This is a genomic window from Amycolatopsis sp. NPDC004079 (genome assembly GCF_040610415.1).
Lineage (GTDB): Bacteria > Actinomycetota > Actinomycetes > Mycobacteriales > Pseudonocardiaceae > Amycolatopsis > Amycolatopsis halotolerans.
In genome coordinates this window covers 14,804-36,183 of record NZ_JBEXMH010000054.1, presented here as the reverse complement: position 1 = coordinate 36,183, position 21,380 = coordinate 14,804, and the positions used below count along the sequence as shown (strand labels likewise).

The window sequence follows — 21,380 nt, the reverse complement described above, 5'->3', positions numbered from 1 at the left end:
GGCGGTCTCCTAAGTGGCGAACAGGATGCCGGCGTCCGTGCCGGCCGGGGTGTACTCGGCGAGCCGCAGCCGGAGACTGTCCTCGCGTTGCGGGTGGAACAGGTCGTGGAAGACCCCCATTTCCGAACCGTCCTCCGCGCCGCGGCTGATTTCTTCCGGCCCGGACCGCGCGAGCTGCGCGTAACCCGGGGCGCCGTAGCGGACGGAGGCGAACTGGGGGACGACGCGGACCGGATCGCCGGAATGCTCCGGCTCGCAATGGAATCGGGGCGGGGTGCGCGAACTCTCCGGCAGCCAGCAGAACCGCACGCAGCCGTCCTGCCGGCGGGCAATGCGCACCCGACCGTCCATAATGGAGTTTTCGAGCAATCCGGCGGCGTGGGCGAAGACGGAGCCGAAAACCGTGCACCGGCGGAAGTCGACCACCGCGTGCGCGCAGCCGTCGTCCGGACCGCACAGCGCGGCGAGGCCGGGTCCGGCGGCGTCGAGAATGCTGTCGGTGAGCCGGATCTGGTTGGGTTCGCGATGCACTTCGTCAGCGGTGACGAGGATCGTGCCGAGGATGCTGCGGTCCACGCAGAGACAAGCTGGCGTGTCAGTGAGTTCGACGCTCGCCTCTTCCTCGTGTTCCGGACAGCACTGCGCGTCGAGCGACCATCCCGGCACCAAAGTGCAGTGCCGCAACGCGAACTGTCCGACCGGACCGTGCACCTGCACGCTGCGTCCGGTGATCAGCAGCCCGTCGAAGACGACCTTGGGCAGCGGATCGTCCTTCGCGCCGCGGTCGGTCCCGATGATCCGCAGCGCGTCCGGCCGGTTGCTGTTCCAGTCGAGCAGGCGCAGCACCGGACGCATTCCGTTCGCCGCCCGCAGGGTCAGGCAATCGCCGCGGTCGAGCACCAGCTTGATTTGTTCCTGGTACGCCCCGCTGTCGGTGAATTCGATGACCGCCTTGCGCGCCGTCTTGTCGGTTTCCTTGTCCCGCTGCCACTCCTCGACGGCTTCCATGACGAGTTCGTGGTGCCCGGGACCGACGCGATAGACGTGCTTCGCCGTTTCCGGCGCTCGCGGATACTCACCGGCGCCGATGTCGGCGGAGAACCCGTAGTGATAGTCGACCCACACCCCGGATTCCGGGGCCTGCCGGGCGGGGAAGGCGATCCGGCCGAGCACCGGGTCGAGCGCTACCTTCCCGTGCGCGGGCCGGTAACGCCATCCGGACAGATCCGCCGGAATGATGTCGGCAAGCGGGATCGGCTTCCCGTCGCTGAGATAGACGCACAGGCTCTTCTCGGGTCCATAGTAGACTGCCGGTCGCTCGGCAAATGCCTGCCGCCGAATGAAAACCGGCACGTTTGTCTCATCCGCGATATGGGTCGGCGACGGCTCTCGCACCGGGGAGACGATCAGCGGAGTGTCGTTGCCGAGGATGCTGAACGTGAACCGGGTCCGCGCCCGGTCCTCGCAATACGCGGGCCCGCGCGTGATCGAATACGGCTTCAGCCGCCACACGTACAGGCCGATCTCCGGGATGCCGAACCGGCCGGTCCCCCGATGCGAGGTGATCCGCCGGACGTCGATCGAATGCGCCAGCTCGTCGAACGGTCCGTCGAGCCGGTCGAGCGCGTCGGCTCCGTGCAGGTCCGCCAGTTGTCCCCTGGTCAGCCTTCGCCGGTCCGCTCGCGGGTCTCGGCCGTGCAGCCGGACGGCTTGCGAAACCGCAAGCAGCTGCCGGAATTCGACCGCCCGCGCGGGCCACTCCGCGACGTCCGCGGCGAGTTGTTCCAGCAACGCCAAGGTGCCTTTGCGCCGCCGATTGCCGACGGTGTGCGCGACGTCGCGACGAGGCGCGAGAGCGGACAACAGCCTCCGAGCCGCCGCCGAGCCCGTCGCGAGCGTTTCGTCGGCGCCGGGCAGGATCTGGTACCCGACGAGATCGCCGAGGTAAGGCGCGACCCAATCCTGGCAGGTCTCGATGAACCAGTCCGCGTACTGCGCGTCCAGGTCGGCGCCGATCAGGTCGGCCTGTTCGGTGATCACGCCGAGCAACGCCTTGAGCGGCCCCGCGTTCTCCTCGTCGCGCCGCCGGTAGACCGACGGCATCAGGTCGTAGAGCCGGTCCGGATTGCGAGTCATGGGATCCTCACCAACATCAGCGCCTCCGGCACTCCCGCCGGAAGCACGGCGAGCCGCGCGGGCCGGATTCCGCGGTGCACGGTCAACTTCTGCCCCCACTCCAGCCTCGTCGACTCCACCCCCGGGTTCAGCCGGACCAGTTCGTCCACCGTCAGCCCGTGCCGGAGCGCGATCGTCGTCAACGTGTCCTCGCCGAACGAGTTCACGTAGCCCACCTCGTCGAAAACCTCCTCGAACCGCGCCCCGGACGCCCCGACGCACGGCTTCGCCTCGGTGAGCCGGTCCGCGACCGTCGCCAGTTCGATCGGCGTGACGTCGCCGCCGATGCCGTCGAACACGGTGATCGCGCCGTAGTCGACCCCCGGCACGGCCTGGATCGCGGCGAAGGCCTCGCTGAGGAACGCGGGTTCGCCAAGTTCCCTGCGGGCAAAGGAAAACCTGTCGAGCAACGCGGCGCGCACGGCTGGTTCCACCAGCTCCCACGAGTAGTCCGGCAGCACCTTGATCCCGGCGTGCAGCACGAGCAGCACCCGTTCCCGCACCGCGACCCGCACCTCGACGCCGCGATCGCCGAAGCTCGCCAACGCCGCTTCCAACGCGGCCACCGAACCGGAGGACGAGTCGATCCGCGCGTCCCCGGTCGCCGCGACCGTCACGTGCACGACCCGCCGTCCGCCGTCGGACAGCTTGACTGCCTTGGCTTTCCCGATCCCGGCCCGCGCGCGCGTGAAGTCCTCGTAGTCGCGGATCGACACCAGCCGGTCGAGCGCGAGCATCCGCAGCGGGATCGATGCCCGGGCGTCCGCCGGTCCGTCGCCGTCCGCTCCCCCGCCCGACGCCAAGGGATTGGTCACCGCGCGCACGCCCGGCGGCCGTCCGGTGGCCTGGCTGATCTGCCCGGCCGCGACATTCCCGTCGTGGCCCGCGCCGATCCGGTAAACCGCCGTCACGTTCTCCACCCCTGCGGGAATGCGCGCGCCGTGGACACCGTCGCCGAACCGAAGCGTCCGAGTACCGCCCGCGCCGACGGAGACCTCGTAGTCGTGACCCGTCGGCCCGGACCACACCAGCCCCTCGGTTTCGTGCCAGCGCACGCCGGCCACGCGAGCGGTGAGCGTGCTCTCCGCGCCGGAAGCGTTGGCGGACGGCCGGAACGTGAGCGGGTTGCCCGCATTGGCCTGGCGCAGCTGGAAAACCTGATTCGCGACGCCCGGATCGCCGCTGCCGAGCACCTCGGTGCGGGTCTCGCCCTGGTCCGCCTCCACGACGTTGCCGTAGAGGGTCACGGTGTCCCGGCGGTACCGGTAGGACAACTCCGTGGCCAGCGACAGGAACGTGCGGACCCGGCTGCCGTGGCGGGTCGGCTCGACCCGCTGCCGGATCCCGGCGACCATCGTCACCTCGGCGGCCTGGATCCCGCTGGTGTGCGGCACGTCGGTGCGTTCTCCGGACACGACCAGCCACCGGCCCGGCCGCAGCCCGTCGTAAACCCGCGACAGTTCGATCTCGGCGCCTCCGACGTCCTTGGTGATCGGGTCGCCGATCGCGGTGAGCGTTTCGCCGCGCGCCCAGACGACCGTGCCCGCCCCCGGAACCGGCGAGACGACCCGGTTCACCGTGATCTTGGTGACCTGCTTTTTCCCGATCGACTCGGACTTTCCCGGAACGGTGACGTCGACGCTGGCCAGCTCCACCAACGTCACTTGCGCAGCCGACCGATTGCCGTCCGGCGATTCGAGCACGACCCAGCTGCCGCCGGCGATGCCGTCGTACACCGCGTCCAGCCACACCTTCGTGGTGCCTGCCGGATCCGCCTGCTCACCGGCCGGGCGGGCAATCGCGACCGCCCTGGTCCGCAGCACCTGGAGACCGGACAGCGCCGGCGGCTTCGCGATCTGCTCGTTCGCCCACGCGTGGTGCAGGTTCGGTCCCAGCCGGGGGTCGGCCTCGATGAGCAGCTTCGGGTGCACGTCGGAACCGGCGTGGAACAGCTGGTCCACTGTGGACGGAAGATCGACCGCCTTGCGCGGCGGCCGGGACGGCTCGCGCCGCAGCCACGGCAGCACCGGGGTGAGCCCGGCCAATGCCGCCGCCCGGTCGCAGTCGGTGCCGGAGCCGCAGCCACATCCGCAGCCGTCGCCACTGCCGTCGAAGCGGTATCCCGGCGGCGAGCAGAACAGTGCTCTGGCGAAGTTGTTCAGATAGTGCAGTTCCGGATCATTTTCGCGCAACGCGGCGGTACAGAGCGTCAGCAAGACGTCCGTCGCGTCCGAAACCGGCCCGACGGAATCGCGGAACCAGTCCTGGATCGCGCAGCTCGCGTGCGCCCGGGCGAGCGCGGCCTCCTCTGCCAACTCGGTGCTCGCCTGGTAGGCCGTGCGAGCGAGGACCCGGGTCACCGTGGCCGAGGCGCCGAGACTGGCCAGATAGGTCTGGGTGTTGTTCAACGCGGTTACCGTGTCGTTGATCCAGTCCGACGGCGCGGGCTTTCGCTCCAGCGCGGTGCCGATCACCTCGAGGAGGTGGGCGATCGCCTGGTTCAGGTCGTCGAGGCCCGTGGTGACCAGCTTCGCGGTCGTCCGGTTGGCCGGGAAGTCCGCCGTCGCTTCGGCGACCACGCGGGTCACCGGCGGGAACATGCCAAACAGGAGCAGCAACCGGTCCCCCGGTTTGAGCGCCGCGGTGGTGCCTTGGATCCCGATCTGTGCGATGGCCGGGGCCGTATCGGCGGTGACGTCCACCGGGTCGGCAGTGGCGACCTGAAGCGCGTTCCACTCCTCGCGCGCCTGGAGTTCCGCCGTGGTCTCGAAGGTCTGCGGCAGCTGGTTCTGAGCGGGCACGCTCTTCGCGGCGGTGCCCGCCGGAATGACCGTCCGTGCGCCGGGATCCAGCGTGTACGCGAGGAAGGTGGTCGCCGCCAGCGCGGGCCGCGGCGTGTAGCCGACGAGAGTGCCGAGGTGGTTGAGCGATTCGGGTTCGGTGGCGGTCCGCAGGTAGCCCTCGTTGGCGATGCGCTCCTGGTAGAAGGTCAGCACGTCGCCGACGACGGCCCAGCAGTCGAGCAGCGCGATCGCTGGGTCGTCCGGGTCCCGCGTGGTGAGCGGGGCCAGCGCCGCCCGGCTCGCCAGCCGGGCCAGCATCGACTGGCGGAACCGCGCGTAGGTGCCGACCCGCCGGGACAGCGCGGGCAGGCCGGGGCGCTGGTAGGTCGTGGCCGGGGTGGTCGGGCCGGTGCGCGCGCAGTTCATCGTCCGCCTGCCAGGTCGAGGGTGAGCTGCCCGTTTTCGGGCCGGCTCGGGTCGTCGTCCAGTTGCGCCACTTCGAGCGGTCCGATGGGGAGGACTCCGGTGGCGAGTGCGGTGCCGGGCGGGCCGAACAGCCGCTCCAGCCGGGTCACCTCGGCGTGCCGGACCCCGGGTACCGCAGCCGCGGTCGCGACGATCTGGCCGACCCGGATCGGGGTGCCGAAGGTGAGGCGGTCCGGTTGGAAGAACGCGCCGAGCGCCCGTCGCAGGGCTGCGCGCACGTGTCCGGCGATGTGGTCGGGCAGCACCTCGACGTGCACCGTGAGGTCGAGCGGGACGAGGGTCGCGGTGAAGACCGAAAGGTCGTGGCCGATCCGGCGGTACCGGTACAGTCCGGCGCGGGTTTCGTCGAGCAGCCAGGTCGGCGCGACCTCCGTGCCGAGCGGATCGATCGCGACCTGTGCCTCGTACCAGCCGCCTGTCCATCTCAGGTCGCCCGCGGCCCGCTGCACGCTCGGCGAAGCACCGGCCAGCGTCGCGTAGTCGTCCGCCGTGATGGCACGCAGCAGACGACGGCGGACCTCCTGCGGAGCGCGCAGCCGTACCTCGGACACCGGCTCCGGGTCGACCCCGCCGATGGCAGGCAACGGATTCCGCACGCTGCGGATGCCGGGCACGTCCGTGCGGTCGAAGATGATGCTGCTGATCGCTTCACGGCCGACGTTCCCGGCCAGTCCGGTCCCTACCCGCAGTGCCGCGGTGAGCTCCCCGCTCAACGGAAACTTCGCGCCATTGCGGCCGTCGCCGAACCGCAGCACGGTCGCGCCGGTGTCGGTGACCTCGCCGACGAAGTGCCGGTCCGCCGGTCCGCTCTCGAGCAAATCCCGCTGTGGCAGCCAAATACCGTGGTTCCGGTCCGTGACCGTCGCCGCGGGCAGCGCCGCGCGCGGATCCGGCCGGGTGGCGATGCTTGCCGGACCGCGGAACGCCTCACGTCGCTCGTCGAGCTTCGAGCCTTCGTCCGCACCCCAGCTCTGGCCGACCTCCCAGCCCTCGTTCTTCGCGGTGAGCACATATCCCGCGCGAGCCTGGCGGGCGAGGTCTTTCAGCCGCTCCAGTTTGGTTTCCAGCAAGTCGTCGAAACACGCCAGCAGATACCGCAGCGCGCGTCGTGGATGCTCGCGGAGGTCCAGCTTCTTGACGAGCTTGGCCCCGAAGAGCACGGTGACGAACCTGATGTCCTCTTCGGACAGTTCACTCCGCCACAGCTTGGTCAGCCTCGCGCGGATCCGGCCGGGAAGACCCACCAGCCAGCGCGCCTGCGCGGCCGCGATGTCGGCGGGATCCGGGAACGGAACGCTTTGCGTGACCGGCTGGTGTCGCAACTGCGGCTGAACGACCACCGGCAGCGGCGGGTAACCAGGTTCGGGTTCGGTCTCGCCGCCGCAACCGCAGCCGCAGTCGCGCGGACACTGCGGCTCGTCCGGCGCGGGGTCGGGAACGCAGTGGCACTCCGGGTCGATCCGCTGGCCGTGCTCGACCAGCACCACGTTCCCTCGAGCGACGCCGACCTCGAGCTCGGCACATTCGGGTCCGCCACGAGCGTTGACACACAACGGGAAAGTGAGCGCGTCTTCCCGGGCCCAGGTCACTTCCAGCAGCTTTTGCCGGTACAGCTTGTCTTCGGTCTCGGTGACCGACGTCAGCCGGACGGCCTGCCGGTGCGTGTGGTCCGCGTCGGCCGGAAGACCAGACGGCACGCCGATCAGTTCCTCGAAAAGCAGCACGTCGCCCGCTGCGAGACCCAACGCCCGGTCACTGTCCACCAGGGTCGCCGAAGTCGCCCCGGCGGGCAGGCAGCAGTCGTGATCGCCCCACGTCCACAGGCTGATCCGGTTGCGCGCGGGGATCAGCCGGACCTCTTCGTCGTGGACCGGCTCGAAAACCTCCGGAGCACCGCGGAGATCGCTTTCCTTCAAGGAGATACCGGGCAGTGTGCTGAACCGGAAAGCCCCCTTCGGGAGCGGGACCTCCTCGTCCGCCTCGATACACACCCAAGCCCGCGCGGAACATCCGTCGTGCATCGGGTAGTCGACCAGCCGGGCGTGCCGCCGCACGGAAACCCGCAGCCGCGCGGTGTCCAGATACGCCTCAGTCGCCACGGCGTCTTGCTGGTAGCTCAGCCGATCGCCCTCGTAGGCGAGCAGTTCCGTGAGCATGATGCCGACGTCGGGGACGTGCCGTTCGGTCCAGGACGGCATCGTCAGCTTCAACCGGTCCAGCAGCAGTTGCCGGAAGCTGGCGTAATCCTTGCTGAGGTAGTCGATCTCGACCGCTGCTTCTACCGGTGGCGCGCTTTCCTCGACCGGCGCGCAGTCCACGTCGCCGCAACTGCCGAACGTGAAGTCCACAGAGGAGTACCGCGGATCGAAGCCCGGGTAAGGCCTTGTTCCCGGTTTGCCGATCGGCCCGGACTCCACAATGGACAACCGGTAGGTCGACAGATCTCCGGCCCGGTCGACCGTCAGCCGCACCGCGTCGGCGAGGTCCGGATCGTCGCTCGCCCACAGTTCGACCGCGACGACCGCGATCCCGGTCACGCGTCGTCCGCCGTCGATCCGGAAGTTGGCCGGTACCAGATCTTCCGGTGCCTTGCCGAAGAATCCCACCGTGAGCGAACGACCGTCGTCGCTCACGCCCACCGAGTCGATCCCGTTGCCGCCCGCGACGCGCACGTCCGCCCGGCGGCGTTCGTCCGCACAGCCGATCATGCCGCCCTCCCGGTGATGACGTCCTCGCGCCGTTCGCCGGTCGTGAGGAGGATGTAGCCGATCTCGATCCGCAAGGTGCTTTCCTCAGCGGTGACCTCCAGGTGCTGCACGGTGATCAGGTCACCGAGCCAGCGGTGCAACGCGCCTTCCGCCGACGCTTGCACCGCCGCCGCCAGCTCCGGGCTGTTCGGCTCGAACACCAGGTCCAGCAGTCCGCAGCCGAAGTCCGGGCGCATCACGCGCTCTCCCGGCGTGGTGAAGAGCAGCTGCTCGATCAGGTCGAGCACGTGGTTCGCGTAGCCGGTTTCCGCGACCCTGCCGCGCTGGTCGAAATGAAACGGGAAGTCGATGTCCACAGTGGTCACCTCCCCGTGACGAACTGTTGCATGGCAAGCACTATCGGCGGGCCAGGAGAAAGAGAGCCGAGACAGGTACCGCCGCCTTGGCCAGCCGGAGGCAGTTGCGTGAGCATCGGCGTTCCGCCACCCAGCAGAGACGAGATGTTCGTCCACTGCACCGTCGCACAAGGCGGAGTCAACGTGCACCCGGCGACGATCAGCTGGTCCTTCGTGGTGAGCACCGGCATTCCGTTCACCAGCGCCGCGGGCGGCCCGGCCGGGATCGCGGTCACCGCGCCGCCGTGCGGGCAGGTCATCGTCATTCCGCTGTGGAGCAAGAACCCCGGCATGCCCGCACCTCCTAGTTCGGAACGACGAAAGTGCCGTTGTTGACGATGACCGAGGTCCCGGCCAGCCGGATCGAGGCCAGACCGGGGCCGCAGGACAGTTCGATCCCGGTCTCGTTGAGCTTGATGTACGGCCCGGACGGCCCCAGGATCTGCAGCTGGATGCCGCCGGTCGGACCGGGTTGCTGGGTGATCAGCAGGTAGTTCTGCGGCGGAACGCCGAACGGGGTCAGCGGCGTCCCGATGACGACCTGCGGCACGCCGGGCAGGATGCTCGACGCGATCGGCGGCCCTTCCTCGGCCACGTCGCGCCGGAACCCGGTCCAAATCGCGCGGCCGATGTCTCCGCCCTGGAACTCGACCCACACCCCGGAACCGATCAGCGGCACCACGTTCATGCCCGGCGTCGCGGTGCTCGCCCGTGCCCAGATGGCGTTGTCGCCCAGTACTTCGCCGACCCGCACGAGCAGCCGGTCGAGCCCGAGTGGATCTACATTGGACACCACCTCGCCCTGGTAGGTGCCGTCGAACCGCGTTTCTTCGGTCATGCGCTCACCTGCTGGGAGAAGGGGACGAAACCGTCCCTGGCCAGTCCGAAACTCTGCTTGTACTCGCCGCGTTTGATCTCGTGGGTGACCCGGTTGACGTAGTAGAGGCCGTCGTACGCGAGGCCCGCGCCACGCACCCCGACCAGCGCGCGGGACTTGAGCACGTGGCCGTACCGGAGCACGTCGAGCTTTCCCTGCCCGGTCACCGCGTCGGCGGCCTTCGCGGTTTTGCTGAGGCCGCGCAACAAGATCTCCGTCGTGGACCGGCCGTCCAGGTCCGGCAACGGCCGCTCCTGCAGGGCCACCGCGGGACGAGCGGCCAGCGGCGGGCGCAGCAACGCGAGGTCCGGCACCGGAATGGAAAACCCGATCTTGGTGTGCGGCTCGGGGATCCGGATCGTGTACTGCTTCCCGGACATTCCGTCGAAACTGAACGACAGGGATTCCACGTTGGTCGCGGTCCCGGAATCGACGGTGAGCGCGGGCTGCACGACCCCGGCCCGGATCTCCGGACCCCAGTACCCGATGCTCGCGCCCGGCACCGGTCCCGGGACCAGGTAGAACGCGTACCCCGCCTGCCGGGCCAGTTCCCGGAGATAGCCGAGATCGGTGTCGGACTGGCCGTCGATTTTCACCTGCGGCGGCTCCGGTTCCCACAGCAGCACCGGCGTCGGCGCGGGCACGATCCCGTACATCGCGTACTTCGCGAGGGTCTTCAGCACCTGCACGTGCAGCGGCAACCCGGGAAAGGTCTCCTTCTCGTACCGCAGGTCCATCAGCGCGGTGAGGTCCTCGCCGGTCACCGTGAGCCTCGATTCGCCAGGACCCGCGCCCGGGCTCATCTCGTGCCGGGTGATCACGCCGTCCATCAGCACGTCCACCGAACCGCCGACGATCGCCGACAGCACGACCCGCGCGGGCGGATCGAGCAGCCCGGACGGCAGCAACGTCCGGGTGAGCACCGATTTCCGGCTCACCGCGAACGTCAGCTGGAACCCGCTGCGCTCGCCGGCGGACGAGGTGACCTGCACGGACTGCAACGCGTCGATCAGCTCGTGCGGGACCGGCGCGGCGAGGACGCGGCCGATCATCAACTGCAGCTGAAAGCTCTTACCCACCGGTCCCTCCCGCCGGAATCCCGGGCGGCAGCGTGATCCGCAGCCGGCGGCCCGGCTCCGCGGTCAGCGCGTCCGGGTCCATCGCCCGGTTCGCGTCGGCGATCCGCCAGTACTGCTCGGCGTCGCCGAACACCTCGCCCGCGATGCGATCGAGCCGGTCGCGGGGTTTGACCACGCGCTCGCCGATCTGCGCGAGCTGCTCAGGCTGGGGCAGCAACCGCCGCTGGACGAAGCGGACCGAACGACCGTCCGGAAGGTCGCAGACCGCGGTGGGCAGGCTGTAGTAACGACTGGTCGCGGAGAACATCAAGCACCTCCTAGACGGTCGGCACGCCGACGTCGGTCACCGGGTTGTTGACCCCGTCCGCGAAGCGTTCTTTCTGCTGGAGATACGTCAGGTACAGCGTTCCGCCCTTGGCGCGCGCTCCCGGATCGCCGGGACGCGGGTAGCCGAGATCGTCCACAGTGAGCACCCGGACGGTGATGCTGACCTTGGCCCGGATCGGATTGAGCGCGGCGTCGAAGGCTTCCTCGGCGACGCTGAAGTCGGTGATCCGCACCGGCAGCACGCGTTTAGGCCCCAGCACAAGCACCGTCAGCGGTGCCTCTACTGGCACGATTTCCAGCTGTCCTTGCCCAGCCAGTTGGTCTTCGTTCTGCAGCTGGGCGTACGTCGGCGAAAGGCTTTTCTCCAGCGCGCACAGCACCGGGAACAATCCGTCGGGGAACTTGTCGGATGCCGCGGTGGCGTCGAACTCGGCCTCGAATCGGTATGACTCGTGCGAAGGTCCCTTGAGCCGCAACGCTTCCAGCCGGTCGCCCGGTTCGCCGCCGATGCCCTGCACCTGCAGGGTCCGGGTGAGCGTGTCCGGGTTGTACTGGAACGGAATCGTCTTCGACGCCCGCCCGCTGTCCGGATCCACCAGCACGAACCCGCCCCGGACGGGATTCAGGCTCTGCGGAAAGGTGGTCATCGTCGTAGTCCTCCCCAGCGAACGGCGGAACGCCTTGCCCCCAAGCGTGGCGGGACCCCGTCACCGAGGCGTCACCGCTCAATCGGCCACCTGGCGGATGCCGTGGTGAATCGACCGTGCGATCGCCTCCGCGAGCGTGCCCTCCGCCAGCTGAGCCGCCACGACCCGCCGCTGTGCTTCCCGCCAACCCCGGCGCGGCGCGGCAGCCACCATCTGACGCGCCAACTCGGCTTGCACGGCCTCGCGGAGCTGACCGGGCTCCTCAGCCAAGCCGGTCAGCACCAGCCGGTCGATCCGGACCTCGATCACCGCCGGAAATCCCGTTCCGGCACGGGAAGCTCGAGCTTCCGGAACTCGGTGCGCGCGGCAGCCAGCACAGTCTCGATCGTGATCGACGACCCGGCCGCCGCGGCGAGGAAAGCCGCGTTGAGCGCGATGGTGCGGATCATCGCGCCGCTCGTCTGCAGCTGCGCCAACCGGCCGAAGTCGAGCCCCTCGCACGGCGCACGGGTCGGGAACGCCTTCTGCCACATGGTCTTCCGCTCGACCGGGCCGGGAAAGGCGAACTCGACCACGAACCGCAGGCGGCGCATGAACGCGGTGTCCAGCGCCGAGCGCATGTTGGTCGCCAGGATCGCGAGGCCGCGGTGGGCTTCCATCCGCTGCAGCAAATAGTCGACCTCGATGGTGGCGTACCGGTCGTGCGCGTCGCGGACCTCGCCGCGTTTGCCGAACAGCGATTCCGCCTCGTCGAAGAACAGGATCGCGCCCTCGGCCGCGTCGAAGAGCTTCCGCAGGTTCTTCTCGGTCTCCCCGATGTACTTGCTGACCACTGTGGACAGATCGATCCGGTAAAGATCCAGCGCCAGCCGGTTCGCGAGCACCTCGGCCGCCATCGTCTTGCCCGTTCCGCTCGGCCCGGCGAACAGCACGCTCAAGCCCAGGCCGCGCTCACCGAAGCCCCACGTCTCGTGCACCCGCGTGCGCTGCCCCACCTGGTCGGCGATCTCGCCGAGCAACCGGCGGGACTGCTCCGGCAGCACGAGATCGTCCCAGCTCGCCGTCGATTCGAGCCGCTGCGCGCGTCCGTCCAGCCGCGGCCGGGTGCGCACGCGGCATTCCTGCCACACTTTCTCCGGATCGGCCCCGGCGACCGCGGCCACCGCCGCGATGCCCGGCAGGTCGAGCGCGAACTGCGCGGCCAGCGCGTCGATCACCGGCTGATCGCTCCCCAACGCTTCCCGCCACGCCAGCGCCCGTTCCGCCGGCGTCGGCGGACTGGCCTCGATCGACCGGAGTCCCGGCCCGCCTTCCCGCACCGCCAGCACCGCCGGTCCGGTGATCCGGTCGAGAAACCGGGCGCCACCCTCGTCTTCGAGGTACAACGCCAGCGGCAGCAACGCGGCCTCGCGCTGCCAGCTCCGGGCAAGGAGGTCCAACTCCACCGGCTGCGCGGGCAACGCGGAAGCCTCAAGTCGATACGCGGCAAGTCCGGAGAGCTCTGCGGCGTGTGCGGTGATCTGTCGTTTCGCGGCCTCGTCGGCACCGGTGAGCTGAACCGGACCGGCGAGCGCCCACTGACTGGCCACTTCCTCGGCAACCCTCTGCTGCGAGGCCGACAACTCCGTGCGGGCCAGTGGCGTGACCAGCGGGCTCAGCCGGTCGTCGAGGCTGTTGAGCCCCTTCAGATAGTTGACCGCGCGCTCGGCCGCCCGCAGCGGCGCGGACACCACGCCCTGCCCGGAAACACCCTCGATGAGCTGCCAATACCGCAGTCCGCCTTGTGGCGACACGGCTTCCCATGCCGGATCGGGCAGCACGCGAAGAGCCAGCCCGAACGTCGGATACGCCATGTGCGGATTGCCGTGCGCCTCGGCGCAAAGCCCCGCGATCGACGGATCCAGCTCGACCGCCGCGCACAACAGCAAGGTGTCCCGCTCGAACCGGGACAACCCGAGCCGCGCCGCCAGCACTGTCAACGCCGGCGGCGGGTTGATCGCCTCGGCTTCCTCGACAGCGGCGGTCGGGACCTCTTCGCCGGGACGCCGCAGCACCTCCCGCAGCCACTCCAGCGACGCGGCGAGGAAGCGTCCGTTCGCCGCTTCCCAGGTCATGAGATCGTCACCGTCTGGGTAGCGTCGAACACCGGCTTCGGCCCGGTGCGGTCGACCAGCAAGCTGTCCACCCCGCCGATCCGGAGGCGCGCGAGATGGGTGCCCACCGGCGCGTCCGGCACGTCGAAGGTCAGGTCCGCGCCGGTCACCGGGTCTTCTGGCTGCGCCGCGACCGCACGCCGCTCCAGCACCGATCGCGACCCGAGCACCAGCAGCACCGGCTGCCCGGTCCGCACCGGAGGGCGGCAAGCCAGCCGGACCACCGCGGCGGTCCCGTCGCGCTGCACGGTCATCGGCATCCCGCTGGTGATCTCGGGCGCGACCGCGAGCGAAACCTCGTTCGTCGCCGTCGTGCCGGACACCGCCGCCACCGACCACAGCCCGGCCGGAAACGCCTGCGGCGGCCCGGTCAGCTCGAACCGGACCTCGGCCGCGCTCCCCGGTACGACCGGGATCGAGACCGGCCCGGCCAGCAGCGGATGCGACAACCGGACCTCGTTCGCCTGATCGAGATTCGCACCCCGCAGCACGACGCGACCGCCGAGCTTCACCGACGCCTGCTCGTGCTCGAGACCGTCGGGACCGACCGCGACCGGTACCGCGGCGGTGAGCTGCGGGTACGGCGATTCGACGCTGGCCGCCGCTTCCGGACCTCGGTCCAGCGCGCCCCGGCGCAGCACCGGCACCGCCGTACGCGGCGGGCGGCGGCTGTCGATGAGCACCGGCCCGGCCTCGAACGCGACGGTGAGCCGATAGCTGGTCTGGAACGCCGACCACAGCGAATAGATGTCCTTCTCCGCGAAGGACTGCCAGGTCAGCCGGATCAGCTCGGACTGTTCCGACACGTTGCTGGGCGACTGCACTTGCCGGAGCCGCGCACGACTGAGGTGCGGATGCTCGTGCAACGTCCGCAGCGCACCGCCGAGCATCCGGTGCGCGATGGTGTCCGCACCGCCCGGCACATACGCGGTGAGCAAATAGTGCAGAACGAGCGGCAGCTGCGGATCGCCGTGCTCCCCGGGCCGCAGCCCTACCGGATCCTCGTTGCGCAGCGACTCGTCGATGCCGATTTGGTAGAGGAACAGGTTCAGCTGCGGATCGCCGCTCGGCCCCGGCGTCTCGTGCGGCGGCCGCGCTTCGACCTTCGCGCCGCTCTCGACCTCGCGCGCGCCTTCGAGCACCAGTTGGACCAGCGCCTCGGTCACCGCCTCGATCGCGTTGGCGTCACTCATCCCCGCTCCCGGAGGTAGTCGTCGAGGCTCAGCAACGGTTTCCGTTCCTGCCGCGGTTTCGGCGCCGCTGCCGGCACCGGACGGGCGGTGACCTCGACCCGGCCGATGCTGATGTGCACGTCCGGTTGAGCCGGTGCCTTCTGTCGCCGGATCACCAGGGGCTGCTGCAGTTGTTGTTGCGGCTGCGGCCCAGGTTCCGGCCGTGGACGCGCGACTGGGTGCGCCCGGACCGGTTCGACCGTCGGCACCGGGGCGGCCCGGACCGGTTCTGGCGATGTCGGGGCGGTTTCTGGCTCCGCTGCGGCGGCTGGCTGCGGTACCGTCGTCTCTCGCTGCAGGCGTTCTGTTCGCACTTCGCGCTCCCGCAACGATTCAGTGACCCGCTCCGAGCTTGATACGGTCGCGTGCTCGGTGTGCGTCCGTGACTCGACAACGCTTTCTCGAACCACCGAGCCCGGCTCGCCCGGCTCCGAAACCTCACGGACGCGCTCAACCACCTGCGGGGACGGCACCGGAGTTTCGAGAACTCGTTCGTATGGTTCCGGTTGCGGCACCCGGGTTTCATGGACGCTTTCGACTCGTTCCGTGTGCGACACTTCGCTCTCGCGGACGCGCTCGACCGGCCCCGGAAGCGTTGCCAGGGTTTCCCGGATAACCTGCCCGAGGCCCGGAACCTCACGGGCACGTTCTGTTTCCTTGGCGACCACCGGCTTCCGGGCCGATTCGGTGAACGTGCCCATCGGCAATCCGGGTTCCGCCCCGACCGGGCTGGCGGGTTCGAACAACGTCGGCACGAGCGGCCGGATCGGCGGCGCGTCGATCCGGCCGAGCAACCGGTCCACGAAATCGTTCATGCCATCGTCCCCGCGAGTTCCAGATACCGTCGGCGCCGCCCAGGACTCACCGCGAGCACCTCCGCCTCCGACCAGCCGTAGGCGAGCGCCAGCGCGTGCACGTCGTACAACAACCGCCGCGCGCAAGCTTCCAGTTCCGTCCACAGATAAACCGCGATGTCGAACGGAGACGCCCACCGGTGACCGCACACCGCGCAGTCCAGGTCGATCCGGACGTCCGCCTGCGGATCCCCCGCGGCCAACGCGTCCGGGAGCGCGCCGAGCACCGCGTCCGGCAACTCGGATCGCTCCACCTCCTGGTCGCCTAACCGCGCGGTCACCACACACCGTTCGAGCAGAGACCGTCTACTGTGGACTGCCAGCAGATCCCGGCTCGTCACCGCACGGAACTCAACCTCGTACCCGTCGACAGCCACGACCGCGCAAGCGTCCACTTGCGACGGACGCAGATCCCGGCTCGACAGTTCCAGCTCAAGCTCCTCGCCGCACGAAGGACAACTCACCAGGCACGGAAACGCGGTCCCGAAGCACCGTTCCCGCAGGGCCAGCAGGAACTCGTCCCGCCGGCCCACCGCGAGATCGCCGACCTCGGCCGGTTCCGCACCGCCCGCCACCGCCAGCGCGAGCGCCCGCCGCAGCGCGCCCAGCCCGTGCGCCGCCTCCCAGACATCCAGGAGGCTCGCTTCGGTGAACATCACGCCGGGTCTTCGAAGGACGTCTCCTGCGGCTCCGAAACCTCCTCGGCGACCCACCCCTCGTTCTCGACCTTGATGTGCTGCACGGCGACCGCGTTGGCGTTGGAGTCCAAATCGGACACCGGCTGCCATTCCGAGACCCAGCAGTTGAAGACCTGATAGGACAGGACTTTCTGGCCGCCCTCGTCGAAGACGTCGACGATGAGGTCGCGGCGGAAGTCCTTGAGCGAGGTCTCCAGCCCCTGCCCGGAGTTGGCGAAACTCCACACCCGGTTCGCCCACTGCGCGAACACCTTGTCCGCGGTGACGCCGCGTTCGAGGGTGATCGCGTCGTATTCGGTGCGCCCGGGAAGCTTCGCACTGGTCGCCGGATCGCCGCCGGAGCGGTGCTTGATCACCTCGGTGCTCCGTTTGAACCCGGTGACCTTGCTGACCCCGAGCAGATAGTCGCCGCCGGCGAACTTCACCCGGAACCGGAAGTTCTTGTACGGGTCGCGCCGTCTCGTCTTGCTTTCGGACATGACGTCTGCCTCCTGCTACACCTGGATCTGGCCGGCGAGCTGCTGGATGTGGATGAGCACGAACTCGGCGGGCTTCAACGGGGCGAACCCGACCAGGATGTTGACGATGCCGCGGTCGATGTCGTTCTGCGGATTGTTCGTCGCGTCGCATTTCACGAGATAGGCGTCCTTCGGCGTACGCCCTTGGAAAGCGCCTTGCCGGAAAAGATTGTTCATGAACGCGCCGACGTTCAGCCGGATCGACGACCACAACGGTTCGTCGTTCGGTTCGAACACCACCCACTGCGTGCCGCGGAACAGGCTTTCCTCGATGAAGAGCGCCAATCGCCGCACCGGCAGGTATTTCCACTGGTTCGCGAGCACGTCCGCGCCGCGTTGAGTACGCGCGCCCCAGATCACGTTCCCCACCGAAGGCATGCCGCGCAAGCAGTTGACGCCGAGCGGGTTGAGCACGCCGTTCTGCAGATCAGTGAGCCGGACGGTGAGACCGCTGACCCCGTTCAGCGTCGCCTCGGTCCCGGCCGGAGCCTTCCAGACGCCCCGCTGGACGTCCGTGCGCGCCCACGTACCGGCGATCATCCCGCAGGGAGGGAAATCACGAACGAAGTTTTCCTGCTTGGGATCCGGCTGTTTGACCCGCGGGAAGTAGAGCGCCGCATTCCGGGCGAAATCGTTGTTCATCACGAAGCCGTCCGCCTTTACGGCCCTGGCGACGGCATCCGGCGCCTGCCACTGCGGATCGGGGTCCACGATCAGCATCGCCCGGCGGTCCACGCAGAACTTGATCGCGTCGTCCAGCACGCTCCGCGCACCGCCGATCAGCCCCGGTGCGCCCGGCAGGCAGAGCATGTTGAAAATGTCGGTCTTGAGCAAGGCGTACATGCCGGTTTGCTGGACCTTGTCGCCAAGGTAATCCTCGCGCCTCGGCGTCGGTCCGTCGGCGCCCTGGCCCGCCGCGGTGTACCAGATGTCTTTCTTCGTGGTGTCCTGGAACGGATCCTGCCCGTCTTCCAGCTTGTCGGAGCTGTGCGCGGTCGGCCGCTGATCGGTGTTCTCCACCGACCCGATCAGTCCCGAGGACGCGATGACGTTCTTCAACGCGCGCGGGGAGTTCTTGTCGATGCTGACGTTGAGGTACTGCTCGGTGACCTTGCTGGTCCGATCGTGCACAGTCAGGTTGTACAGCTGGTTGAGGTCGTCCTTGGCGGTGTTGTAGTCGACCCGCGCCAGCAGCGTGCCGTTGGCCCAGACCCCTTCTCCGCGCGCGTAGAGCGTCGGCCCGTTCGGCGGCAGGAGGATCTTCGCCGGCACCGCCTTGGCCGACGTGGCGTCGTCGGCCGCTGGCTGATCAGCACTAGCAGGCGGCGCGGTGCCGGTCACCCGCACGATTTCGGCCTCGCTGCCGCCGTTCTGGTAGAACTGCCAGACCGCGTAGCTGAGGTCGCTCGCCGGGTCGAGGCCGCCGAATTGCTGTTCGTAGTCCTCCCAGCTCGTGATGTGCACCGCCACGTTCGTGACGCCGCGCGGTGCGGTGCCGACGAAAGCCGCGACCGAGGTGGGCACCCCGGTGATGGTCCGAACCGCGCTCGGCAGTTCGTCGATGTAGACACCCGGAAAGGTGGGCGTGATGGGCATGGCCGTCTCCCTCCGCGGCTTTCTCGGCCGTGGTCGTGAGCGTGCACTGGTTCCGTCACCGCGGCGTCACGTCGCCGTCCCGCGCGCCGATCCGGCTCAGCCAGCGGTCCACCGACGCGAGAACCTGTTCGCGGGTCGTGAGAACCTCCGACGTCGTCGCGTCGGTGCGCACGTCCGCGGTGGTCGTGATGCGGACCCGCAACTGTCCTTCGGACGTGCACCACGCCCGAAGGACGTGCAGCGCGATTCGCTCCGGGTCCGCACCTGCCATACGGTGCAGTACAACGGTTCCCCGTCACCGCACCGTCACCCGATGCCAGGGACTCGCACCGGGCGGCCTCAGCCCGCCGACGATCCACAAAGGACGTCAAGGTCGGCGAGGCACCGGCGAAGGCTCGCATGACCGTTTCCGCGCGTCCGTGAGGGCCTCCCTGAGGGAATCAGATTCCCTCAGGGAGGCCCTCACGGACGGCAAAGGCACAGTCACCCGGTTCAGGCGAGCAGAGCCCGCACCCCCTGACTGGGCCGCACGCCGAGTTCGGTGTGCAGCAATTCCGCCAACGCGCGATAAGCCCGCACCGCCTCGCCGCGATTCCCCTCGAGAAGATGAACGCGGATCAAACAGCGATGCGCGCTTTCCCGCAACGGCTCAGCGTCGACCGCCGTCAGCGCGGCGTCGATCGCCTCGGAAAACCGGCCCGCTTCGCCGAGCCGTCCCGCCAGGCATTCCAGCGCGTGCAAGCGAAGCTGCCGCCACCGTTCACGGAAGACGAACAACCAGTCGTCGTACCAGTCCGGCAGCAAATCGGTCGACAGCAAGCCGATCACCGGTTCGCTGTCGTCGGGCAGCTCCGCACCGGCCGACGCGAGCGAACGCGCCAGACTAGACGCGGCTTGCACGTCGACGGCCGCGGTGTCCGAGAGCGACAGCCGCTCGGCCGTCGCCTGCACCAGATCCCGATGCACCCGGCCGATCCGCCACAACGTGGTGCGGAGACTCGCCGCACCGTGTTCCTCCGACGAGTCCGCCCACAACGCGTGCGCCACTTCGGCCCGCCGCACGGGACGGTCTCGAAGCGCCAGGTAAGTCACTAACCGTTGAGCCGCACGGGAAAGCGGACGCGCGTCAGCCGCGCCGTCCACCGCGAAGGCCGGCAACGTCTGCACGACAAGCACCGACGCCGTTCCAGTTCCCTCTCCCGATTCGTAGTCCACCGTTTCTGTCCGCGAACCGACCATCCGAACCGACACCCCCTCGATCCTCGGCAGCGTCCCCCGGGAGCACTGCCGGTCGAACTCCGATGATCGTGACCGTCCCGCCGCCGCGCCATCCGTGCTACCACGTAACTTCGCTCACGGTCGTTCCCGCACCGGCGCGAACGACCCTCCCGGACCGGCCCCGGCCAGCAGTCGCTGGTCGCGCAGGAAGGAAAGGAACTGAAGATACGTGCGCTGGTTGAACGCGTTGGCGGGCCAGATCTCGTCACCCGCCCGCAGCGCGGCGCCAGCCATTCGGCGGTACCGCGCGTTGATCGCCTCGGAAACCCGGATGAACACCCCCACGTCGCCGATCGACGCGATCCGCCGCGACACCGGCACGCCCTGAGCTTCCCCGGCGAGAAACCGGTCGAGGGTGGTGCTGGTGATGACCCGCGCGAGGTATCCGCCGAACTCGCGCCACGCCTGCTGCTCCGCTGGCGTGTACCCGCTGAGGTCCCAGTTGGCCGAGTCGAAAATGCCGATCACATTGCCGAACATCTGCGCCACCACACTGCTGACGCCCTGTGCGACCACGCCCGCCGTCTGCACCCCCGACGCCAGTCCGGTCGCGACTCGCTGAGTCCACGCGGCGACCGCCGGCGCGACTGTGTCCGTCACGCTCACGCCGTAACTGCCCGACGCTCGCGCGCCAGCCTCGGCCCCGAGACTGAACGCGGCCGCCACCCATCCTTCCTCCCCCGAGAAAAGCCCGGTACTGACCGAAAATCCCACCCCAGCGAGCAGCTTCGCCGCGACGTTGACGCTCCCGCCCGCATACGCGCCGGACACATTGCCCGCCCGGCCAGCCGGACCGAGCCGGAACGCCACGACGATCGCTTCGCTGGCTCCCGCGGTCACGCCGACCCCGAGTTCGCCGTAGCCGATGACGTCCGTGGTCACTTCGCCGGACTCGATGTTGACGAAGAGCATCGTGTCCTGCCCCGCGCCCGCCCCGAATCCGGCACCGGCATTGCCGGAAGCGCGCATCCCGATCGCGGCACCGGTGATCGCCCACCCCAGCAACCGCAACGGCGCGGACAACACCGAGGCGGCCGCCCGCGCGGCCCCGAAGATCCGGTTGCCGCGAAGATTCGTGACCACCACCCGGGTATCCGGCTCAGCCTGCCGGGCGACGCCGGGCGCACTGGCCCCGGCCACCGCTACCGGCTCGCCGCTGACTGCCGCGTCCGCCGCCACGTCCGCTGACCGTTCGAGCTGATGCCCTGTCGCCGGTCCACCGCCACGACGCTGCTGGACGACGTGCGCCAGTTCGTGCGCGAGGGATCGCTTGCCCGGCGTCGTCTCCGGCCGGTATTCCCTAGTACCGAACACGATCCGCTCGCCCACCGTGTACGCCTTCGCGCCCAGCCAGGCCGCCGAATCGGCCGCCGTCCGGTCCGAGTACACGCGCACCTGGCTGAAGTCCTGGCCGAAGCGCTGCTCCATGAAGTGTCGGATGTCCGGTTCGAGAGGATTCCCTCCGCGCACGGTCTCAGGTCCGGGTTCAGCCGGCGCGGGCACCTGGACGCGTTGCTCCATCGAGGACCCTCCCGATCACTGGACCACCCGGGCAGCGTGATCGAGACCCGTCA

19 protein-coding genes are annotated in these 21,380 nt (G+C 69.1%); all 19 read right to left on the bottom strand.

What is annotated here, in order from left to right; translation table 11 throughout:
- Positions 1 to 9: 9 nt before the first annotated feature.
- The 19 genes from ABZX37_RS37600 to ABZX37_RS37510 all read right to left on the bottom strand — a co-directional run bounded on the left by ABZX37_RS37600 (position 10) and on the right by ABZX37_RS37510 (position 21,327).
- Positions 10 to 2,136: a hypothetical protein gene (locus ABZX37_RS37600; protein ID WP_354747855.1), complete on the bottom strand. Its 2,127-nt coding sequence runs from the start codon at positions 2,134 to 2,136 to the stop codon at positions 10 to 12.
- Positions 2,133 to 5,384 (bottom strand): putative baseplate assembly protein, encoded by a 3,252-nt coding sequence (locus tag ABZX37_RS37595; RefSeq protein WP_354747853.1) that lies wholly within the window; start codon positions 5,382 to 5,384, stop codon positions 2,133 to 2,135. The genes ABZX37_RS37600 and ABZX37_RS37595 overlap by 4 nt, the downstream gene beginning before the upstream one ends.
- Positions 5,381 to 8,152 (bottom strand): putative baseplate assembly protein, encoded by a 2,772-nt coding sequence (locus ABZX37_RS37590; RefSeq protein ID WP_354747851.1) that lies wholly within the window; start codon positions 8,150 to 8,152, stop codon positions 5,381 to 5,383. Before ABZX37_RS37590 ends, ABZX37_RS37595 begins: the two co-directional genes overlap by 4 nt.
- A complete protein-coding gene (locus ABZX37_RS37585; RefSeq protein WP_354747849.1) occupies positions 8,149 to 8,508 on the bottom strand; it encodes a GPW/gp25 family protein in 360 nt (119 codons plus the stop codon). The genes ABZX37_RS37590 and ABZX37_RS37585 overlap by 4 nt, the downstream gene beginning before the upstream one ends.
- A 5-nt stretch (positions 8,509 to 8,513) precedes the next feature.
- Complete coding sequence (locus tag ABZX37_RS37580) at positions 8,514 to 8,840, bottom strand: hypothetical protein (protein WP_354747847.1); 327 nt, start codon at positions 8,838 to 8,840, stop codon at positions 8,514 to 8,516.
- A gap of 11 nt (positions 8,841 to 8,851) precedes the next feature.
- Complete coding sequence (locus tag ABZX37_RS37575; RefSeq protein WP_354747845.1) at positions 8,852 to 9,385, bottom strand: phage baseplate assembly protein V; 534 nt, start codon at positions 9,383 to 9,385, stop codon at positions 8,852 to 8,854.
- Positions 9,382 to 10,503, bottom strand: a complete 1,122-nt coding sequence (locus tag ABZX37_RS37570; RefSeq protein ID WP_354747843.1) for a hypothetical protein — start codon at positions 10,501 to 10,503, stop codon at positions 9,382 to 9,384. The genes ABZX37_RS37575 and ABZX37_RS37570 overlap by 4 nt, the downstream gene beginning before the upstream one ends.
- A complete protein-coding gene (locus ABZX37_RS37565) occupies positions 10,496 to 10,810 on the bottom strand; it encodes a LysM domain-containing protein (RefSeq protein ID WP_354747841.1) in 315 nt (104 codons plus the stop codon). Before ABZX37_RS37565 ends, ABZX37_RS37570 begins: the two co-directional genes overlap by 8 nt.
- A gap of 10 nt (positions 10,811 to 10,820) precedes the next feature.
- Positions 10,821 to 11,477, bottom strand: a complete 657-nt coding sequence (locus ABZX37_RS37560; protein WP_354747839.1) for a hypothetical protein — start codon at positions 11,475 to 11,477, stop codon at positions 10,821 to 10,823.
- A gap of 78 nt (positions 11,478 to 11,555) precedes the next feature.
- Positions 11,556 to 11,786: a hypothetical protein gene (locus ABZX37_RS37555; protein WP_354747837.1), complete on the bottom strand. Its 231-nt coding sequence runs from the start codon at positions 11,784 to 11,786 to the stop codon at positions 11,556 to 11,558.
- Positions 11,783 to 13,591 carry an ATP-binding protein gene (locus ABZX37_RS37550; RefSeq protein ID WP_354747835.1) on the bottom strand — a complete coding sequence of 603 codons (1,809 nt, stop codon included), beginning with the start codon at positions 13,589 to 13,591 and terminating at the stop codon, positions 11,783 to 11,785. Before ABZX37_RS37550 ends, ABZX37_RS37555 begins: the two co-directional genes overlap by 4 nt.
- Entirely contained in the window at positions 13,588 to 14,823 is a 1,236-nt protein-coding gene (locus tag ABZX37_RS37545) for a DUF4255 domain-containing protein (RefSeq protein WP_354747834.1), read from the bottom strand. Before ABZX37_RS37545 ends, ABZX37_RS37550 begins: the two co-directional genes overlap by 4 nt.
- Positions 14,820 to 15,677: a hypothetical protein gene (locus ABZX37_RS37540; protein ID WP_354747832.1), complete on the bottom strand. Its 858-nt coding sequence runs from the start codon at positions 15,675 to 15,677 to the stop codon at positions 14,820 to 14,822. The genes ABZX37_RS37545 and ABZX37_RS37540 overlap by 4 nt, the downstream gene beginning before the upstream one ends.
- Positions 15,674 to 16,375, bottom strand: a complete 702-nt coding sequence (locus ABZX37_RS37535; RefSeq protein WP_354747830.1) for a hypothetical protein — start codon at positions 16,373 to 16,375, stop codon at positions 15,674 to 15,676. Before ABZX37_RS37535 ends, ABZX37_RS37540 begins: the two co-directional genes overlap by 4 nt.
- Entirely contained in the window at positions 16,372 to 16,893 is a 522-nt protein-coding gene (locus tag ABZX37_RS37530) for a phage tail protein (RefSeq protein WP_354747828.1), read from the bottom strand. Before ABZX37_RS37530 ends, ABZX37_RS37535 begins: the two co-directional genes overlap by 4 nt.
- Before the next feature lie 15 nt (positions 16,894 to 16,908).
- The gene (locus ABZX37_RS37525) at positions 16,909 to 18,528 is read right to left on the bottom strand and encodes a phage tail sheath C-terminal domain-containing protein (protein ID WP_354747826.1); all 1,620 of its coding nucleotides are present in this window, start codon (positions 18,526 to 18,528) and stop codon (positions 16,909 to 16,911) included.
- 55 nt (positions 18,529 to 18,583) lie between these two features.
- Complete coding sequence (locus ABZX37_RS37520; protein ID WP_354747824.1) at positions 18,584 to 18,799, bottom strand: hypothetical protein; 216 nt, start codon at positions 18,797 to 18,799, stop codon at positions 18,584 to 18,586.
- A 221-nt stretch (positions 18,800 to 19,020) separates the two neighbouring features.
- Positions 19,021 to 19,779 carry a BTAD domain-containing putative transcriptional regulator gene (locus ABZX37_RS37515; RefSeq protein ID WP_354747822.1) on the bottom strand — a complete coding sequence of 253 codons (759 nt, stop codon included), beginning with the start codon at positions 19,777 to 19,779 and terminating at the stop codon, positions 19,021 to 19,023.
- 102 nt (positions 19,780 to 19,881) lie between these two features.
- Positions 19,882 to 21,327, bottom strand: coding sequence for a DUF4157 domain-containing protein (locus ABZX37_RS37510; RefSeq protein ID WP_354747820.1), 1,446 nt, complete (start codon positions 21,325 to 21,327; stop codon positions 19,882 to 19,884).
- Positions 21,328 to 21,380 lie beyond the last annotated feature (53 nt).

Coding starts and splice junctions, on each gene's coding strand:
- ABZX37_RS37510 (WP_354747820.1), bottom strand. CDS start 21,327: ATGGAGCAACGCGTCCAGGTGCCCGCGCCGGCTGAACCCGGACCTGAG.
- ABZX37_RS37590 (WP_354747851.1), bottom strand. CDS start 8,152: ATGATCGGCTGTGCGGACGAACGCCGCCGGGCGGACGTGCGCGTCGCG.
- ABZX37_RS37540 (WP_354747832.1), bottom strand. CDS start 15,677: ATGAACGATTTCGTGGACCGGTTGCTCGGCCGGATCGACGCGCCGCCG.
- ABZX37_RS37595 (WP_354747853.1), bottom strand. CDS start 5,384: ATGAACTGCGCGCGCACCGGCCCGACCACCCCGGCCACGACCTACCAG.
- ABZX37_RS37525 (WP_354747826.1), bottom strand. CDS start 18,528: ATGCCCATCACGCCCACCTTTCCGGGTGTCTACATCGACGAACTGCCG.
- ABZX37_RS37580 (WP_354747847.1), bottom strand. CDS start 8,840: ATGCCGGGGTTCTTGCTCCACAGCGGAATGACGATGACCTGCCCGCAC.
- ABZX37_RS37520 (WP_354747824.1), bottom strand. CDS start 18,799: ATGGCAGGTGCGGACCCGGAGCGAATCGCGCTGCACGTCCTTCGGGCG.
- ABZX37_RS37600 (WP_354747855.1), bottom strand. CDS start 2,136: ATGACTCGCAATCCGGACCGGCTCTACGACCTGATGCCGTCGGTCTAC.
- ABZX37_RS37565 (WP_354747841.1), bottom strand. CDS start 10,810: ATGTTCTCCGCGACCAGTCGTTACTACAGCCTGCCCACCGCGGTCTGC.
- ABZX37_RS37545 (WP_354747834.1), bottom strand. CDS start 14,823: ATGAGTGACGCCAACGCGATCGAGGCGGTGACCGAGGCGCTGGTCCAA.
- ABZX37_RS37575 (WP_354747845.1), bottom strand. CDS start 9,385: ATGACCGAAGAAACGCGGTTCGACGGCACCTACCAGGGCGAGGTGGTG.
- ABZX37_RS37550 (WP_354747835.1), bottom strand. CDS start 13,591: ATGACCTGGGAAGCGGCGAACGGACGCTTCCTCGCCGCGTCGCTGGAG.
- ABZX37_RS37560 (WP_354747839.1), bottom strand. CDS start 11,477: ATGACCACCTTTCCGCAGAGCCTGAATCCCGTCCGGGGCGGGTTCGTG.
- ABZX37_RS37530 (WP_354747828.1), bottom strand. CDS start 16,893: ATGTCCGAAAGCAAGACGAGACGGCGCGACCCGTACAAGAACTTCCGG.